Below are 15,988 nucleotides of genomic sequence, written 5' to 3' on the forward strand. Positions count from 1 at the left end.
TAGCGCATTCCGGATCACCCCCACGTCGGCGGGGAGGACGGCGATGGCGAGGCCCGGCGGCACCAGGTACCAGGATCACCCCCACGTCGGCGGGGAGGACGGACGTCTCCGCTGCCGTCCCTGCGCGAGCGGCGGATCACCCCCACGTCGGCGGGGAGGACCGGACGGCCCAGCCGAGGCGGGGCGACAGTTCCGGATCACCCCCACGTCGGCGGGGAGGACTCGGAGACGTCCTCTCCGTCCTGGTCGCGGGCCGGATCACCCCCACGTCGGCGGGGAGGACACCGGGCAGTCGACCGTCACCAACGCCGCGGGCGGATCACCCCCACGTCGGCGGGGAGGACCGGACGGTCACAGCGGTGCCGCGCCAGAGGTGCGGATCACCCCCACGTCGGCGGGGAGGACGGAGGAAACTGCTCGCTGTGCGCATCGATGAGCGGATCACCCCCACGTCGGCGGGGAGGACCTTGGGCGGCACTTCCACCACCGAGGTGCCCTCGGATCACCCCCACGTCGGCAGGGAGGACAGGTCCCTCTTCGTGCGGGCCATCGACATGAGCGGATCACCCCCACGTCGGCGGGGAGGACCTGCAAGACCTGCTGCTGCAACTCCAGCCCAGCGGATCACCCCCACGTCGGCGGGGAGGACGAAAGAGACAATCGGTCAAGGTTTCTTGACGGCGGATCACCCCCACGTCGGCGGGGAGGACCACGGCTTCTCCCTCTTTGCCAGAACGGTGGACGGATCACCCCCACGTCGGCGGGGAGGACACCTCCCCGGCCTCGACCAAGGACTTGACCGCCGGATCACCCCCACGTCGGCGGGGAGGACGACCTCGTTACCCGAACGGTCCTGGTAGACGGCGGATCACCCCCACGTCGGCGGGGAGGACCGACACCCGGTATTCGACAGTCCACCACTCACCGGATCACCCCCACGTCGGCGGGGAGGACCGCGATGCGGACGGAGACCAGAAGGCGAAGAACGGATCACCCCCACGTCGGCGGGGAGGACACGCGCGGGTCCCCGGCCGGGAAGGCGAGGGTCGGATCACCCCCACGTCGGCGGGGAGGACTACCAGGTCAGTTCGGCGGGGGGCTCCTCGAACGGATCACCCCCACGTCGGCGGGGAGGACCCGTAGCCATCGACCGGGCCGCGCGGATCGATCGGATCACCCCCACGTCGGCGGGGAGGACGTGGTGCGGCGGGGTGCGAGCAGTGCCCGCGGCGGATCACCCCCACGTCGGCGGGGAGGACCTCACGGCGGGAGGCGAGCCCGAACTGGGAGGCGGATCACCCCCACGTCGGCGGGGAGGACGCTGGAGTGGATCGGGGCGACGTCGTGACGTACGGATCACCCCCACGTCGGCGGGGAGGACCACCGGCCAGCCGGTCGGCCATGGACCGGAGTCGGATCACCCCCACGTCGGCGGGGAGGACGCGAGGTAGGCCAGCACGGAGCCCGCGGCGACCGGATCACCCCCACGTCGGCGGGGAGGACCTGGCCCGTCGCATCGGCAGGGTCGGCGCCTGCGGATCACCCCCACGTCGGCGGGGAGGACTCTTCCTGACCTGCGCTTTAAGAGGGGGTTTGCATTTTCTTTACCTTTGGTGCGGCGGTCATGCGGATCAGGGTGAGGCCGTCGAAGTCGGCGGGGACGCGGCGGCGCGTCCCTGCGGTGCGGATGGCGTATCCCTGTTCAGTGGCGGCGGGGTGGACGAGGACGGCGGCGCCGTTGCCCACGACTTCGGTGACGGCGTGCCAGAGTTCGTCGCGGACGCGGGCGGAGACGCTGCCGACGAATATGCCGGGTACTACCTCGCTGGTCCATCGGCTGAGAGCGCCGCGCAGGTGGTCGGGGACCGCAGTAGTGGCGATGACTACCATGGAGGGCATCAATCGCCTCCGTCGGCGTAGTTGACGCCTGCTGGGAGCGCTCCGGTTTTGGGGTCCCAGAGGTGGACCATCTTCACGTCACGCCGTTCGAAGTGTTCCTCGTCGGTGTCGTCGTCGGCTGTGGTGGCGTGGACGTGGGGCGGGGATAACAGGGTCTGGACGTCCTGAACGATGCGGGGCAGGAGGCGCAGGAGCCGGAGGTCCTCGCGGAAGCGGCGGCGGGCTTCCTGCTCGGGGTTTTCGGAGCTGTGGAGCGCGAAGGCGAGGGGGAGTGTGATGTCGGCTTTGTAGAGGTCGGCAATGTCGTAGACGAAGGCGTGCTGGGTGCCGGCGTGGACGTAGCCGAGGGCCGGTGAGAGTCCGAGGGCGAGCAGGGCGGCGTGGACGACGCCGTACAAGCAGGTGTTGGCGGCGGAGAGGGCGAGGTTGACGGGGTCCTGGCTGTCCCATTGGTCGGGCCGGTAGTTGCGGCGGAAGCGTCCGATGCCGTGCTGTTGGGCGAGGAGTTTGTAGAGGGCCTTCATGCGCTGGCCTTCCATACCGCGTAGTTGGTTGAGAGTGACGGATTGCGGTACGTCGGTGTCCTTGAAGCGCATCTGGTACATGCGAACCGCGATGTCGTGGCGCTGCGTCGAGTCGGCCCACGTTGCGACCTGTTGTTCGAGCCAATGGGTAGTGAGGGAGTCCGGGAGAATGCCCGCGTAGGCGCGGACGCCGCCGGCTCCGACGCAGACGACGCTGGTTCCGTGGCGGGCGAGGGTGGTCAAGGCCGGGGTGGTGATGGATACGCCTGGGCCGAGGAGCAGGCAGGAGAGGGCGGCCGTGGGGAGGTAGACGAGGTCGGTGCGGTGTTCGTCGACCTGAATCTGTGCACACACTCCGGTGTCGTCCTGCACGACGCGCACCATGTCGAGGTAGAGGAAGGACAGTGAGTCCGCGACGCGGGGGAGCATGGTCAGGGTGGGGGCGGCCAGCCGTCTTCGCGCGTCGCCGCCCCGTCGTGGGGCGCTCACGTGGTTGTTGCCGGGGCGAGGCTGAGCAGGCCCGCGCCGTACGGTTTGCCGCGTCCGATGCCGCGGATGACGGCGTCGCGGAGGGCGTCGGGATCTGTAACGGAGGCGGTGCCGTCATAACGCAGGAGGCTGTGCCGCATGCCGGGTGTGTTTTGCCCGCGGGGGCGGGCCGGTTCCACGCTGGTGGGGGCCAGGACGTGAAGGTCGAGGCCGGCTTCGGCGGCGCGGCGCAGCCACCATTGGTCGGCGTCCGTGCCGGAGAGCGGCACGATCGGTCCTCGCTTGTCCTTCTCCTCCAGGGAGAGCCGCTCCCGTTTGGCCGGGTTGACGACGATGCGGTAGCGGATGCCGAGTCCCTGGCGCAGTGCGGTGAACATCGGAGTGAGGCTTTTGACGTCGGCTTGGCCGTATCCGGTGGGCAAGCGGGCTGTGTCGAGGCTGGTGGCCTGGACGAGGAGGGTGCTGGATGTATCGGTCTCGTCCAGGCGGTACAGCAGCCCGGCCTTGTGGCGGGGGGCGTCGCCTAGGCCGTCGGGGACCATCCGCATGACGGTGCGGTGCATCTGGGTGGCGTCGCGCAGGTCGCGCTGCACGTCGCGGCTGTGCGGGTTGAGGCGGATGCGTGCGAGCACCGGGTAGTCGTTCATGCGCTTTCCTCGAGGCGGACGTAGTCGATCAGGCGCTGCATCAGGGTCTCCGGGGAGCCTGCGAGGGAGCCGGGGACCGGGAGTAGGGTGCGGTGCAGGCGGCGGCCGGTGTGGCTGCGGTTGTGCTGGGCGAAGCTCACCGGCATGTCGTTCACGTCGATCACGTCGGCCGGCGCAGTCTCTTCGTTCGCGTCGCCGGGTGGCTGTTCGTGGAGGAATTCCACGGTGATCGTCCCGGTTTCCTGAGTGTTGCCGTCCTTGCCTCGCGGTGCGGTGCGGCTGAGCGGCACGCGGGCGCGGAGTTCTTCCTCGGGGTCGTCGACGTGGCGGCGCAGGAGGAACGGCTCGTCGGGGACGCAGGAGCGGCGGCCCAGGTACGGTGCCCAGTGCGGGCGGCTCAGGGCGTCCGCCAGGCGCGTGAGGGTTTCGTCGGCTGCGGTGACGGCGACGACGAACACCGCGTCGGACAGGTAGTGCCGACGGGTGATGACAGCGGCGCCTTTGTTGCTGCCTCCGCTGGTGGCGGCGGTGCGGTCCTTGGGGAATCCGCCGCCGACGGTGTGGTAGTCGACGATCCGGAGGCCGGGCCGGTCCACGCGCACGGTGAGCCGCAGGTCCCTGTAGTGGTCCGGGTCTGCCTCGTCGCGGCCGATTCCCTCGGCGGCGGCAAACATGCCGATCAGTGCGGAGCGGGTCGGGAAGGGAGCGGTGTCCCGCACTGGGGTGAACACGGAGCGTTCACCCCAGGACTGCAGAGGTCCGGCCAGGCGGAGCAGGAGCCCGCTCACTGTTGGTCCTGCGCGGCGGGCACGGCAGCCTCGACGGTGGCGTCGATCAAATGGTCGAAAGAGTCGTGGGCGGTGCCGAGGCCGGTGTACTTCTCGGCGGGGTCGATGACGGTGTGGCCGTGGAAGCGGCGGTTGCGGTTGCCGAGGAGGCGGTTGAGGTTGCCGGCGTAGGTGGCGAGGGCCTGGCGGGAGGGCTGGGAGAAGCCGCCGTGCCGGTCGCCGGTGACGGGGGTCTCGAAGGCCGCGGCCAGGGAGAGCGGCCGGTGTTCCCGCACGGCGAGGTAGGCCAGGTCCGGAACGGTGTGCGGGGCGGTGCTGTTCTTCTTGGCCTGCGGCAGGGAGAGCAGGAAGTGCTCGGCGAAGGAGCTGAGCACGGTTCGGGCGGCCTTGGCGTCGCCTTCCAGGTTCTTCAGTAGGTCGGCGATGTTGACGGTCGCGTACCGGTAGAAGACGCCGGCGCTGAACTCGGCGGTATCGAGGTGACCGCTGCCGGTTTCGGCTTCGCCCAGCCAGTCGTCGACGGCGGTGAAGTAGTCCCGCTGCGGCTCGGCGGCGTGCGTAGTGAACGCGTGGGCGACCTGGGCCGCCCCGTCCACGTTTGCGTTGGGGAGTTCGGCGAGCATGCGGCCCAGCAGGCTGATGGAGGCGGTGCGTCGCTTGAGGATCTCCTCGATCCGCTCGGGCGGCAGGACCTGGCCGGGCTTCTTCTTACCCTGGGTCGCCTCCAGGGCCTGGCGGTGCTCGGCGCACACGGTGGCCAGCTCTTCGATGGCCGCCTCCGGCAGGAACAGCAGCACCGAGGTGTGGCCGGCCGACTCCGTGCCGATACCCTTCTTCCCGGCGCTCGCGGCGACCTGCGCTCCGGCGAACGCGGCCAGCTCCGTGGGCCAGCCAGCTTTCTCAAGCGTGCGCTGCACCTTTGCTGGCACCAGTCGGGTGCGGGCGGCCCGCTCCCCGAGATCCTGCTCGACACCGAGCCGGATGACCCGCTTCCAGGACTGGCTGGAGACCCGGATGCGGAAGGCGTTGCCGTAGCGCACTTGCTTGGGGGAGCCGAGGTCGTCACGGTTGAGGTTGGCGGCGGGCACCGACTGCAGGGCGCTCAGGTCCAGGTACAGGGTCATCGGTCGTTCTCCTGGGCAGGGTCAGAGCCGGCGGGATCGGTCGTGCCGTCGGCGGTGCGGAAGTAGCTTTCGAGCCAGCGGGTGGCGATGCGGTCGCGGCTGCGGTTCCACCAGGCGAGGTCCTCCAGGAGGACCGCCCAGTCGACCGCGACGCCGCCTAACAGGAGTTGGCGGACGAGGGCGGGCAGCCCCGGGTGCACGGCGTCACTGCTCTGCCGGGTCATCAGGTGCAGAGCGCTTTCAGCGGAGTTCTCCTTCAACACGCCCGCGGCGACGGCCTGGCCGAGCGAAGCGCCCAGATTAGACCGCTCGTACCAGGAGAGGGACCCGCCGTGGCCGGGCGTGGTGTCGCGGGCCGAGCGGGGACGTGCGGCGATCAGCGAGGCCACCGCGTAGTACGCCCGCCGCACATCGGCATGGTGCGGATCGTCGTGGTCGCGCAGCCACGGCACCAGGTAACGGTGCATGTGGTTACACCGCTCCACCGGCAGCCCGAGTCCGCGCCGCAGGGCGGCACGGGCCTGATTGGACTCGCACACCTGGTGCACGTAAGCGATGAACCGGTCCGAGACGCGGACGGGCGAGGAGACCGGCGGAGCAGGCGCCGCCGGTGTGGAATCGGTCATGAGACATCCCTGGTGCTACGGGAAAGGGGTGGTTGACGAAACGCCGACCGCGTCAGCGTGGGCACAGCCGAATGCTTCTAGTCGGCTGAGGGCGTCTGCAGCAGTGCGAGAATCAGGCTGCGGGCGCGATGACGGGCGCGCGCTACGCGGATGTCCGCACGGTTGGCTTGGCCGATAGCGTCGTCGAGAGCGGCGAGAGCTGCGTCGACGAACGGCTTGTCGACTCGGTCCGTGGCGAGGCCGGCATCGGTCAGATGCCAGAACTCCTTCTCTGCGGCCGGCCAGTAACGGGTCAGCGCGGCAGATGTCCACGGGCCGGGTCTGCGGGCGTCCAGCTTGATCCTGGCCTTCGGTGAGAGGTCGACACCGGCGTCGGTGGCGATCTTCCAGGCCATTCTCGCCGCGAAGTCCAGCCGGTCACCCGCTCTTTCCGCGGCGGCGTGGCAGCGCTTGACGTAATAGGCCATCTCCGCGTCGTTCTCCTCCTGCCACTGCAGGATCTGAGGACTCGTCGCCCGGAACCAGACGCTGTCTTTCTGCTGCCCGTCCTGGTCGAAGCCGTAGGCGCGCACCCGCAGCCGCGGCAGCAGCCACCCGGGCAGGTGCTCGAGGGACGGGGGGCGCCGGGCGTCCTGACGGCTGTCTTTCAGAAGCAGTGAGTCGAGGTCTCGCCACAAGGCCCTAGCTCCGTCAGCCTCCCGCGGCTGGAAATCCCCGTCCTTGCGTCGGTCGAGGATCTGATACGGGTCACGCACCTTCTGCGGCGGCTCGTGCGTCGACCAGGTCAGGTAGGCGTCGGTCACCGTCCGGCCGTCCTCGGAGGGCACGAGCAACGCGGCATGACGGAATCGTCCGGTCAGCATCCGGCCCGGCCACGTGATCGGCGGCAACGGCTCCAGGGGGGTGTTGAGATCCCCTTCCCACGGGCACGCGTCCTGCGCCTCCCAGTCGGCTTCGGCCTGAGGGCTCGGCACGGCCAGCACCAGCGTGGTGAACAGGTCGGGTCCCCACGGGAAGTAGGAAACGGACTTGCGTAGCGGGGCCGCGTCACTGCTGCCGACCCGCTCAGCGGTGATCCGTCGGGGTGTGCACTGCCCCGACGGCCCGTAGTACAACTGTGAGATCAGGTGCCAAGCGGCCTCGGCGGCCGGTACCGGCATGGGCGTGGTGTCGGTGAAATGCCCGAACAGTACCGCCCCGTTGACTCCTGTGGGGCGACCCATCACGAGCTTGTTGACTCCCGACGGATTCGGTGCCCCCTTCGGGTCCACACACTCCGTACGCAGCCGCGGATCCTGCAGGAACGGCCGTTCGGGATGGAACAGATCGAACCGGCGTCCCAGGTCCTCCCGGCCGAAGTAGGCGTCAACCGCCCGCGGATCGAACCGGCCGACCTTCAGGACCCGCTCGCGCAGATCGAACCAGTCGTCGATGTCCTCCGCAACGTCCGGATCGTCGAGCCGGTCGTCATCGGCGGCGGCGATCCTCGCCGCGATCGGTGCCAGAACCCGCAACAGGCCCGCCGCCGCTGGCGGCACCGGAACCTCCAAGTCCTCGATCTCATGCGCTCGCCTGAACAACTCGCACAGGCCCACCCACACCGATTCACCGGCCAGCAGACGCACAGGAATCCACGGCTCGACCCGCAGATCGAATCCCCCACTCACGAACATCCCCTCCGACGCCCCAGCTCCAGACGGCACTTGGGCACAACACGGTCCCCCAGAAGCCCTGCTTCCGGCGTCCCGACATTGAAGCAGCCACCACTGACAGTGGAACCGACTTCCGGTGGACGCAGGATCAGTAGAGCACCTCCGAACCGTGTGCGTACCTACTCCCTGGAAGGTCGAAGACTAAGGAGGGAAATTGGAAGGTCGAAGACTAAGGAGGGAAATAAGGATATAAGGGTGACGACGAAGAAGATCGACTTGCTCACACCGTCTCGGGCGGGCTACAACCCTCCTCAACACGCCGATCTCACAACGGGATTGAGCGGCACAGCCATGAGGATAACCTTGCAATCGGCGCCTCCCGTCCCCTGGATCGCTGCAGCACCCTGGGTGCTTGTGGTGGCCGTCATCGTGATCGTGATCGGCATGCGTCCTGACCCGGCCACGGTCGCATCGTGCAGCGCCTTGCTGCTGGGGACTGCTGAGGCGCACCGCCGCCTGTCCCGATAATCTCCGCGAAATGGCCCTCGGCACTCTTCGAGGGCCACCCCCCTGCCGAAGCGGGGGTGTTTCAGTCGAGGAGCAGGGAGGGGCGCTCAGTCCTCCGCCTTCCCCACCGACGTGGGGGCGCTCGACGGAACTCGGTTACTCACGGACAAGCCCGAGATCCTTGTCCAGACGAAGCGTCTTGCCGCCGATCTTCATCGCCTGGGCGGTCCCGCCCTGCACAAGCTGGTGAAGAACACACAGCTCTCCGAGCATCGGGTGCTCCGTCCATGACCTCGGCGGGGCGACACTCTCGGGGTCTGCTTCCTTGACCCAGTCGGAGCGGATAGCAATGGTGCGACGCATCACCTGCCGCACGGACGAGACCGGAAACCTGCCGTCCGACGCAGCCTCAGGCAGAAGGTGCTCGCCCTCCAGGTCCAAGGTCACTCGACCGTCCTGTTGAACGTACGCGCACAACAGCCGCACCGAGTCGGCGCCGAGCCTGGTGGACACCTCCCACTCATCCTCTTCACCGGGCAGATCATGCAGATCGTGCAACGCGGAAACGCTCCGCGCACGCGGGACGGCCAGGAGGCCGGCCATGCTGCGTTCCGCCACCTCTTTGCCCTTGTGAGCCGTCCAGACTTTCACCTCGCTGCCGCCCGGACTGTTCCAGTCGAAATCCTCGTTGTCCCCATGCACGGCCTCGACCAGGGGCTGCACACCGCGCGGAATGGAGATGGTCCCGCCCTCGATCCCGGCGAGAGCTTTTGAGGTGGTGGCCAAGAGGTACTCGGAATACACCTCACCCCACTGCTCCGGTACCCTGCCGCCGCCCGCGATCGGGTCGAGCACCACAAGACGCGGCCCACTCGCCCAGGCCGGGCGGCCACGACCGTCGGGATAGCCGTGCCGGGCCCAGTGATTCTCGTGCCGCCAGCACCGTCCGGCCCGCTGCAGCAACAGGGACAAAGGAGCGAGGTCGCTGATGACGATGTCCGCATCGAGATCGAGTGACTGCTCCACGACCTGGGTGGCCACGACGATCCGGCGCAGCGGACGCGGCCCCCCGCGCCCCAGCCCTTCGGTCACCTCCCGCGTGCGGGCCTCGCGCACCTCCCCGGGGAAACGGGCATGCAGCAACTGCACGCTCCCACCCTCGTCATGGGAGCGCATGTCGAACCGCTCCCGGAGCCTGAGGTAGGTGTCCTGCGCGTCTCCCACGGTGTTGCACACCACGAGCGCGGTGCCGCCCTCGTCTCCGCAAAGCGGCGTCACGATCCGCTCGATAACTCCCAGCCGAGCCCAGGCCCCACCCCCCGAACCGTGGACGACCGGTTCCACCGCGACACCGAGTTCCATGGCCCGTGCCCGGGCCTGCTCACCCTGACGAGCGGACGAAATCGCAGTCGCCCGGCCGCTCTCCCCGTCCACATACAGCCAACCGGGATAGGGCGCCGGAAACGTCCGGCTGCTCAAGACCCGCGACTTGTGACCGGCACCCTGCAGGTACTCCTTGATCAGTCGGTCGCTGACCGACGCGGGCAACGTCGCCGACAACAGAACGACCGGCACCCCGTACGCCCCGAGCCAGTTCAGTAGCCGACCCAACAACACCTGCATGTAGGGGTCATAGGCATGGGCTTCATCAACGATGAACGTCTTGCCCGACAACGCCAGCAACCGCAGAGCGTTGTGCCGCACCGGCAGTACCGCCATCAGGGCCTGGTCGATCGTACCGACCGCGAACTGGGCCAGCAGCGGCCGTTTGGACCCGCGCAGCCACCGCTGCGGCCGCATGTCGGCCTCCGGCCTCCGGCCCCTCTCCCCGGCCTCGTCACCCTCACCGGTCAGCACGCTCTGCACACCCAGGTCCTCGTCGGCATAAGCGCTGTCCAACCAGGCCATACTGTGTACCAGAGTTAGCCCGGCATCCTCACCGCACTGACGCAGCAACGCATGCGCGACTCGTCCATGCATCTGATCACTGGTAGCCATCGTCGGCAGCAAGAACACGTACCCCTGCGTACCGAAAGCCTGGGACAGAACCCGCTCGGCCTCCAGAGCCGTTTCGCTCTTCCCGTCCCCCGGGGCCGCGGTGACCAGGAAGACGCCGCCGCGACGCCCGTCACCCACGGCCAGTCGCAGCTCGTCCATCACGGACCGCTGCAGCGGATTCGGCTCGCCCTGAATGCCGTACGCCTCCGTAAACCCCCTGCGCTGCAATTGCACCCGCGTCAGCCCGGCCTCGGCCAGCAGACGGGGCGCATCCTTCCGGGAACGCTCGAAATGATCCGCCAGTGCCGGCTCAAGCCCTCGCTGCCGTTCCCGAATATAGCCCTCTTGACTGACCAGCCAATCCGCAAGAATGACCATCCCCGTCACCAGTACCGCGGTCGGAGCCTTGAACGCCCCTGGGACACCTGGTGCCCCCAGCAACTCGCACACCGTGGCTGCGTGCGCAGCCCTCTGCCGCGCCCAGGTGGTCCCACCGAGAAAAGCCGGAGCGATGCCGTTCTCGACGCGGTGAAAGCGCCCGTGGTGACCGCCGATGACCTCGGCCAGCCGCTCTGCGGCTCGAAACTCCCCTTCGGCGGCAAGGCCCAGATCCGCCAGCACCCTTTTCACACTCTGCAGGCCGACCACGTCATGCCCGAACCGCTCCGTGCTCATCTTCGCGCGATCACCGCGCAGCTCTGCGCTGAGGTACTGGCTCCCGTGCGAAGAGCAGAATTGGAACCCTGACAGCTTGCCGATGTCATGCAGACCGGCACACAACCCGACGACCGCCCGGGCACGTCCCAGATCGGCCGCCAGCCCCATTCCCTCGGCGATCCGTACACGCTGGTTCTCGGACAAGTACGCATCCCAGAGGTGCAGCGCCATCGCGGCAGCATCCAGCAGATGTCTGATCAGCGGATACGGCGGCAGCCCCGGGTCCAGCCCCCTTGATTTCCCCCACACCGACTCATCCGGCGTTTCCCATTCCCTCGCCATCCCCCAGCCTCCATCCCAGCCTATGGACAGGCACCGCCGCCGGAACCGGCATCCGACCACTCTCTGCCGGCAGTGCTGCAGCCACCCACCCCGATAAGGTGACGACGTGCAGTCCTGTATGTCACGCCACAGCGTTCCCTGCAAGGCAAAGAAGGCGCAAAGCCTCTCTTGAGATGCAGGTCAGAAAGGGTCCTCCCCGCCGACGCGGGGGTGTTCCGGCGCAGACGGCGCGGGCGTGGGCGGTCACGACGTCCTCCCCGCCGACGCGGGGGTGTTCCGCTCATGCCCGGCGACCTCCAGCTCCAGGACGAGTCCTCCCCGCCGACGCGGGGGTGTTCCGCGGAGGATGCCGTTCGACGTGTGGAGGCGCGAGGTCCTCCCCGCCGACGCGGGGGTGTTCCGCGCGCGGTCGAGGCGATCCGCTGCGGACCGGTGTCCTCCCCGCCGACGCGGGGGTGTTCCGCAGCACGGGGAGCTGGAGCACCAGCCTGACTTGTCCTCCCCGCCGACGCGGGGGTGTTCCGGCGACGAGGAGCCGGACGCGGAGCGGGACACCGTCCTCCCCGCCGACGCGGGGGTGTTCCGTTGCCGTACGGCACGTTGCCCAGGACGGCATCGTCCTCCCCGCCGACGCGGGGGTGTTCCGGACGTCTTCATGGTCACTTCCCCTTCCGGAGCGTCCTCCCCGCCGACGCGGGGGTGTTCCGGTCGGCCTGGCCATCGACCGGGGGCAGTTCGGCGTCCTCCCCGCCGACGCGGGGGTGTTCCGCCGCCGCAGTTCGTCATCCGCTATGCCGTTGGGTCCTCCCCGCCGACGCGGGGGTGTTCCGACGCTGGACGACGCCCGCGAGCGCCGCGAGTCGTCCTCCCCGCCGACGCGGGGGTGTTCCGGCGGAGGGCGTGTCCCGGTACGAGCTGGAGATGTCCTCCCCGCCGACGCGGGGGTGTTCCGATCGGCCGGAGCTGTTGCGCCTTGCCCTGGAGGTCCTCCCCGCCGACGCGGGGGTGTTCCGCGGCGCGTGAACAGACGACTGTCGTGGAGGCGTCCTCCCCGCCGACGCGGGGGTGTTCCGTCGGCGGAGCTGGGCTGCGAGTTCCTGCAGGAGTCCTCCCCGCCGACGCGGGGGTGTTCCGCACGGATTCGACGTGAAGGAGTAGCCCATGCCGTCCTCCCCGCCGACGCGGGGGTGTTCCGTTCTTCGTCCGGTGCTTGCCGTCTGAGCGATAGTCCTCCCCGCCGACGCGGGGGTGTTCCGCTCGCGGCGATGCTCGGCAAGGCCAGCCAGTAGTCCTCCCCGCCGACGCGGGGGTGTTCCGACGGCTGGTACGTCCACCCCGACACCCTCGCCGTCCTCCCCGCCGACGCGGGGGTGTTCCGTCCGTCCGGGAGGTCCTCCTGGGCTGGGGGTTGTCCTCCCCGCCGACGCGGGGGTGTTCCGGCGCGATCTACGACTCGTGGGACCGGCAGCGGGTCCTCCCTGCCGACGCGGGGGTGTTCCGATCGCAGCGAGCCGGCCCAAGCCCGTCCGGCCGTCCTCCCCGCCGACGCGGGGGTGTTCCGTCGTAGGGGTTGGTGCGGGTCTGGTCGCACCAGTCCTCCCCGCCGACGCGGGGGTGTCCCGAATCCGGTTTTGATTTGGATGGGAAGGATTTCGTCCTCCCCGCCGTATGGGATCTGTGACATCGCCGCGAACACCGGCTGGGTCAGAGTCGCCACTGATCACGACACCGCCGCGTTCGCCGCCGCCTCCATCCGTTGCTGGTGGCAGGCCCGGGGCCGGCACGACTATCCGGCCGCCACCCGTCTGCTGATCACCGCGGACGCGGGCGGGTCCATCGGCTACCGCACCCGCGCCTGGAAGAGGGAACTCGCCGCCCTGGCCGCCGAGACAGGTTTGGACATCATGGTCTGCCACATGCTGCCGGGCACCTCGAAGTGGAACAAGATCGAGCACCGGCTGTTCTCCCACATCTCCATGAACTGGCGCGGTCGCCCGCTAACCAGCCACGACGTCGTCGTGAACAGCACCGCGGCGACCACGACCCGCACCGGGGACCGTCCACGCCGCACTCGACCCGGTCACCTACGACACCGACATCAAGGTCACCGACAGCCAGTGGGCCTGCCGGCAGGACAGGTCCACTGGTTCGGGTATGTCAGCGTGCGTGTTCGACGGTGACGGGTTCGTTGGGGCACTGGCCGGCGAGCTGGGTGAGGGCTTCCTGTTCGGCGGGGTCGATGGCGAGGCTGTAGCGGGTCTTGACGGTCACCCAGTGGGAGAAGTACTTGCAGCGGTATGCCTCGGCCGGGGGCTGCCAGGTGGCGGGGTCCTGGTCGGACTTGCTGCGGTTGGACCTGGCGGTGACGGCGATGAGCGCGCGGGGGTCGTCGAGGTCGTTGGCGTATGCCTCGCGCTCGGCCGCCGACCAGGTGCCGGCGCCGGAATCCCAGCTTTCCTTCAGCGGGACCAGGTGGTCGACGTCAAGGCCGCGGGCGCCGTCGACGTAGGTGTCGTCGTAGGGGGAGTACCAGGTGCCGCCGGTCAGGGTGCAACGCCCGGACAGCACGGGGGCGTTGACGGCCTCCTCCAGGAGGACCTCGACACGCGTGCTGCAACCGTCCTTGTCCGCGTCCGTCCAGTGACGGAACGCCCCGCGGTCGTATCCCGCACCGGTCTCCTCCCGGACGGGCAGGGCCTCCAGGAGGGAACGCACGGGCAGGGTGCTGGTCGTGCCGGGGTCAGCGGCGTGGGCGGGGGTGATGAGCGCGGCGAGGGCAGCACCGACGGTGGCGAAAGTGGCGAGGATACGCACGGTCACCTCTTGCAGAAGATCCGACAGGTCCAGATCTTCGTAACGGCCGGCGAGGCCCGGACACACCGCATTCCGCACAGGTTCACCCGCGGGGGCGGATAGTCAGACGAACGCCCCCGGGCTCACGCACTGCCGGGGGCGCGCTGCGCTGCCGGTGGCCGGTCCCGGGCGCGGGGTGACGCTGGGGGTCAGCCGCAGTCGTCGCGGTTGATCTTCAGGGAGCGGGTCTGGTCGTTGAGGTTGTAGCCGCGCAGGTCATGGATGGAGCCGCCGCTTCGGGTCACGCACACCCACCGGCCGGCGTGGTTGCGCTTCTCGTAGACGCGGGCGGTGCGGTCGGAGTTGTTGCGGACCGAGCTGCCGCGGTCCCGGATCGCGGAGGGCAGGTCCTTCACGCTGCCGTCCACTGCCCGCCGCACCCAGGGCTGCCCGCCGAAATTGATCTCGGGGTAGATGCAGACGTAGCCGTCCGGGCAGTCGATCGCCGCGCGCGTTGTGCTGGTCTCGCTGGAAGCGGACGCCGGGGCGGTCACCGGGAGGACGGCGAGGGAGGCGACGGCCGCGGCACGCATCACGTTTTTCATCACGGCACCACAGATACCGGCTGCCGTGGACGGGCCGGACAGGCATGCACGCGGGTTCACTCCATCGAAGGAGAGCGCCCCCGCCCGCCCGGCCGCCCGCCGGCCGCGCTGCGCGAGCGGCGGGCAGCCGTCGCCTCACCGCGGGTCAGCCGTGGTACCTGATGTAGCCGTTGCCGTCGCGGTCGTCGGTCTTCTTGGTGTAGGAGTGCACGTCGGCGCGGGCACCGCCGGGCTTGTGGAGGTAGATGGTGTCCTTGTCGTTGTTCCAGATGAAGTTGCAGTTCTGGCGGTAGACGACGTTCTTGGCGTCGGAGTCGGTGCCCTTGCCGCCGCGCAGGCTGACGTAGTCACCGGGCTCGAGGGTGTGGCCGGCCTTGAAGGTGAACGAGTTGCCGGCGGCGTCCTTGACGACGTAGCCCTTGAGGTTCACCTTCTTGGTCTTCGAGTAGTTCTTGATCGCCAGGTACTCGTTCTTGGTGTTGCCGCCGGAGCACTTGTTGGAGTCCGTGCCCGGGGCGTCGTACTGCACGCCCTTGATCTTCAGCGCGGAGGTGTACTCCGCGGCCTGCGCGGGGGCGGCCGCGGCGAGGCCGAGCGCGGCGACGGCAGCCGTGGTCGCGGCGGTGGTCAGGGTACGGCGGATCTGCATGAGGATTCCCCCCTCGGTGGTGCGAATGGAGCGTCTCGGAGCATACCGAAAGCGTGATCACGGCGAGGGGAGTGAGTGAAGCTCCTGCGGAGGGGGCGGCGGGTGTGGCGCCGGTCGCGAAACCCCCGCCAATTGTCGGTTCGCTCCCGTGTGTGCGCAGAGCAGGAAGTTCGGGTCCGTGAACTCGGCGGCCCGGCGGGCAGGTTACCTCCGGTGACCTGTTCGTGGCCGTGCACGTCTGTGACTGCTTCTCCCGGCACGGCACTCGCCAGTGGGCAGACGCGGGTGCTGTGCCGGTGCCGTTCAGTGCCTGACGCTGTCGGGAATCTTGATTGCGCCGTGAGGCGCTGTGGTTCGAGTGGAGGTGGACCATCACCTCTGGCCTGTCGCAGTAGGTCAGTGCGGCTGAGGGCAGCCTGATCCGGGTGGTGCCGGGGAGGGCGGGAGCGGCCCTGACAAAGCCGGAACGTACCAGCACTGCCAAATGGCGCGGGTTCGGCAAGCGACTGGCCACGATCAGCGGGGCTGCGGTGGGTGAGGAGGTCGGGTAGGGGCCGTGCCAGCCGGCGCTGGCCTGTCCCTGGGGGCAGGTGACCTGCTGGCGGTCGTAGTCGATGTGGAAGTCGTCCCGGGCGAAGCCCTCGTTCCGACGGTGCTGGCGGGTGGGGTTGCTGTTCAGCGGCCCGGA

The 15,988-nt window shown here is 69.1% G+C and carries 12 protein-coding genes, 1 pseudogene and 2 CRISPR repeat arrays; of the genes and pseudogenes, 2 read left to right on the top strand and 11 right to left on the bottom strand.

Annotated features, from left to right (window positions below):
* Positions 1-10 precede the first annotated feature (10 nt).
* A CRISPR array of direct repeats spans positions 11-1,564; the repeat unit is 29 nt; unit sequence CGGATCACCCCCACGTCGGCGGGGAGGAC.
* A gap of 17 nt (positions 1,565-1,581) precedes the next feature.
* From cas2e to casA, 7 genes are all read right to left on the bottom strand, one after another.
* Positions 1,582-1,899, bottom strand: a complete 318-nt coding sequence (gene cas2e, locus ABEB00_RS00005) for a type I-E CRISPR-associated endoribonuclease Cas2e (protein WP_345616599.1) — start codon at positions 1,897-1,899, stop codon at positions 1,582-1,584.
* Positions 1,899-2,852: a type I-E CRISPR-associated endonuclease Cas1e gene (gene cas1e / locus ABEB00_RS00010; protein WP_345616716.1), complete on the bottom strand. Its 954-nt coding sequence runs from the start codon at positions 2,850-2,852 to the stop codon at positions 1,899-1,901. The genes cas2e and cas1e overlap by 1 nt, the downstream gene beginning before the upstream one ends.
* 56 nt (positions 2,853-2,908) lie before the next feature.
* Positions 2,909-3,559: a type I-E CRISPR-associated protein Cas6/Cse3/CasE gene (gene cas6e / locus ABEB00_RS00015; protein ID WP_345616601.1), complete on the bottom strand. Its 651-nt coding sequence runs from the start codon at positions 3,557-3,559 to the stop codon at positions 2,909-2,911.
* Positions 3,556-4,347 (bottom strand): type I-E CRISPR-associated protein Cas5/CasD, encoded by a 792-nt coding sequence (gene cas5e, locus ABEB00_RS00020; protein WP_345616602.1) that lies wholly within the window; start codon positions 4,345-4,347, stop codon positions 3,556-3,558. Before cas5e ends, cas6e begins: the two co-directional genes overlap by 4 nt.
* Positions 4,344-5,471: a type I-E CRISPR-associated protein Cas7/Cse4/CasC gene (cas7e, locus tag ABEB00_RS00025; protein ID WP_345616603.1), complete on the bottom strand. Its 1,128-nt coding sequence runs from the start codon at positions 5,469-5,471 to the stop codon at positions 4,344-4,346. The genes cas5e and cas7e overlap by 4 nt, the downstream gene beginning before the upstream one ends.
* Positions 5,468-6,097 carry a type I-E CRISPR-associated protein Cse2/CasB gene (casB, locus tag ABEB00_RS00030; RefSeq protein WP_345616604.1) on the bottom strand — a complete coding sequence of 210 codons (630 nt, stop codon included), beginning with the start codon at positions 6,095-6,097 and terminating at the stop codon, positions 5,468-5,470. The genes cas7e and casB overlap by 4 nt, the downstream gene beginning before the upstream one ends.
* 77 nt (positions 6,098-6,174) lie before the next feature.
* A complete protein-coding gene (casA, locus tag ABEB00_RS00035) occupies positions 6,175-7,770 on the bottom strand; it encodes a type I-E CRISPR-associated protein Cse1/CasA (protein ID WP_345616605.1) in 1,596 nt (531 codons plus the stop codon).
* 234 nt (positions 7,771-8,004) lie between these two features.
* On the opposite strand from casA, the gene ABEB00_RS00040 reads away from it, so the two are divergent.
* On the top strand, positions 8,005-8,277 hold the full coding sequence (locus tag ABEB00_RS00040) for a hypothetical protein (RefSeq protein ID WP_345616606.1): 273 nt from the start codon (positions 8,005-8,007) through the stop codon (positions 8,275-8,277).
* Between the two features lie 135 nt (positions 8,278-8,412).
* Here the strand turns inward: ABEB00_RS00040 and ABEB00_RS00045 are convergent, their stop codons facing one another.
* The gene (locus ABEB00_RS00045) at positions 8,413-11,253 is read right to left on the bottom strand and encodes an HD domain-containing protein (protein ID WP_345616608.1); all 2,841 of its coding nucleotides are present in this window, start codon (positions 11,251-11,253) and stop codon (positions 8,413-8,415) included.
* A gap of 189 nt (positions 11,254-11,442) precedes the next feature.
* Positions 11,443-12,875: direct repeats of the CRISPR family, unit length 29 nt; unit sequence GTCCTCCCCGCCGACGCGGGGGTGTTCCG.
* A gap of 42 nt (positions 12,876-12,917) precedes the next feature.
* Between ABEB00_RS00045 and ABEB00_RS00050 the strand changes: the two are divergent.
* Positions 12,918-13,371 (top strand): annotated as a pseudogene (locus ABEB00_RS00050) (ISAzo13 family transposase); the annotation flags it as partial.
* A 39-nt stretch (positions 13,372-13,410) separates the two neighbouring features.
* On the opposite strand, the gene ABEB00_RS00055 reads toward ABEB00_RS00050, so the two are convergent.
* The 3 genes from ABEB00_RS00055 to ABEB00_RS00065 all read right to left on the bottom strand — a co-directional run bounded on the left by ABEB00_RS00055 (position 13,411) and on the right by ABEB00_RS00065 (position 15,300).
* Positions 13,411-14,082 (bottom strand): HNH endonuclease family protein, encoded by a 672-nt coding sequence (locus ABEB00_RS00055; protein ID WP_425586408.1) that lies wholly within the window; start codon positions 14,080-14,082, stop codon positions 13,411-13,413.
* A 173-nt stretch (positions 14,083-14,255) separates the two neighbouring features.
* Positions 14,256-14,651 (bottom strand): peptidase inhibitor family I36 protein, encoded by a 396-nt coding sequence (locus ABEB00_RS00060; RefSeq protein WP_345616610.1) that lies wholly within the window; start codon positions 14,649-14,651, stop codon positions 14,256-14,258.
* A 145-nt stretch (positions 14,652-14,796) separates the two neighbouring features.
* Positions 14,797-15,300: a lamin tail domain-containing protein gene (locus ABEB00_RS00065; RefSeq protein ID WP_345616611.1), complete on the bottom strand. Its 504-nt coding sequence runs from the start codon at positions 15,298-15,300 to the stop codon at positions 14,797-14,799.
* Positions 15,301-15,988 lie beyond the last annotated feature (688 nt).

Source organism: Streptomyces ziwulingensis, assembly GCF_039542605.1.
GTDB lineage: Bacteria > Actinomycetota > Actinomycetes > Streptomycetales > Streptomycetaceae > Streptomyces > Streptomyces ziwulingensis.

What these genes read in the sequence shown, in the direction of transcription:
- cas6e (WP_345616601.1), bottom strand. Translation starts at nt 3,559, where the DNA reads ATGAACGACTACCCGGTGCTCGCACGCATCCGCCTCAACCCGCACAGC.
- cas7e (WP_345616603.1), bottom strand. Translation starts at nt 5,471, where the DNA reads ATGACCCTGTACCTGGACCTGAGCGCCCTGCAGTCGGTGCCCGCCGCC.
- casA (WP_345616605.1), bottom strand. Translation starts at nt 7,770, where the DNA reads ATGTTCGTGAGTGGGGGATTCGATCTGCGGGTCGAGCCGTGGATTCCT.
- ABEB00_RS00045 (WP_345616608.1), bottom strand. Translation starts at nt 11,253, where the DNA reads ATGGCGAGGGAATGGGAAACGCCGGATGAGTCGGTGTGGGGGAAATCA.
- cas1e (WP_345616716.1), bottom strand. Translation starts at nt 2,852, where the DNA reads ATGCTCCCCCGCGTCGCGGACTCACTGTCCTTCCTCTACCTCGACATG.
- ABEB00_RS00060 (WP_345616610.1), bottom strand. Translation starts at nt 14,651, where the DNA reads ATGAAAAACGTGATGCGTGCCGCGGCCGTCGCCTCCCTCGCCGTCCTC.
- cas2e (WP_345616599.1), bottom strand. Translation starts at nt 1,899, where the DNA reads ATGCCCTCCATGGTAGTCATCGCCACTACTGCGGTCCCCGACCACCTG.
- ABEB00_RS00065 (WP_345616611.1), bottom strand. Translation starts at nt 15,300, where the DNA reads ATGCAGATCCGCCGTACCCTGACCACCGCCGCGACCACGGCTGCCGTC.
- casB (WP_345616604.1), bottom strand. Translation starts at nt 6,097, where the DNA reads ATGACCGATTCCACACCGGCGGCGCCTGCTCCGCCGGTCTCCTCGCCC.